Genomic DNA, 742 nt, shown 5'->3' with positions numbered 1-742 from the left:
GCTTTTTTATTTTTCGCGTGTATTTTATTTAGCCGTCACAATAGCAATAACAATGGTAATGTTAAATTTTAACAAAGTAGGGAATGGCCACTAAAATAGCGCCTACAATCAGTAGCATGCTAACACTGGTCATAAAGTACGGAAAAACCAATAATGACAAACCAATACAAAGTGGCACTACGGCTTTTTTTCTTCGCCCGTAAGTAAGGTAGCCAATACCTATGCCGCCAAACAAAACACTCCACGCAATTATTGATGCACTATCCATTTATAAATTACCTATTTTGAAATACTGATTTAAATTACGACCGACATAGCCAGTTTTTCAATACCATGTGAAGGAGTCCATCTTTTGAATTCCACGAAACCATGCTTTTTATATAAATTTATTGCAGGAGTATTAGCAACTGCAGTCTCAACTCTTGCATGAGATAAATCACCGATTGCTAGAACATAATTTATTAGCTTACTTGCGATATCTTTTTTAAAATAGCTAGGATCAACGGTTAAACTACAAATATCTAAACACTCGTTGTTTGTATCTACTTCAATAACGGCTGCTAAACATTCATTTTCGCTGTAGCCATAAAAAGTTGTTTCTGACTTTTTTATACCTTTAATATTACGCGCTAAAGGAGGGAAGTTATGCGCGCCGATCAGTTTAGCCTCAATAGCATAGGATTTTTGAAAGACAGCAAAAATTTTATTTGCAGTATCGTTATTCTTATTATTAAGTTTGTTT

General features: G+C 34.2%; 2 protein-coding genes. Both read right to left on the bottom strand.

Annotated elements, in window-relative coordinates; all coding sequences use genetic code 11:
* Positions 1 to 61: 61 nt before the first annotated feature.
* Positions 62 to 268 carry a hypothetical protein gene (locus GQR46_RS20265; RefSeq protein ID WP_007582523.1) on the bottom strand — a complete coding sequence of 69 codons (207 nt, stop codon included), beginning with the start codon at positions 266 to 268 and terminating at the stop codon, positions 62 to 64.
* Between the two features lie 29 nt (positions 269 to 297).
* Positions 298 to 742: N-acetyltransferase (locus GQR46_RS20260; protein ID WP_165742329.1), on the bottom strand; the 445-nt coding region annotated here is incomplete at its 5' end.

Source organism: Pseudoalteromonas sp. Z1A6 (assembly GCF_011378745.1).
In the GTDB taxonomy this organism is placed as follows: Bacteria; Pseudomonadota; Gammaproteobacteria; order Enterobacterales; family Alteromonadaceae; genus Pseudoalteromonas; species Pseudoalteromonas arctica.
Note: the sequence above shows the minus strand (reverse complement) of the source record. Positions and strands in the feature narration are given on the sequence as shown.

Coding starts and splice junctions, on each gene's coding strand:
- GQR46_RS20265 (WP_007582523.1), bottom strand. CDS start 268: ATGGATAGTGCATCAATAATTGCGTGGAGTGTTTTGTTTGGCGGCATA.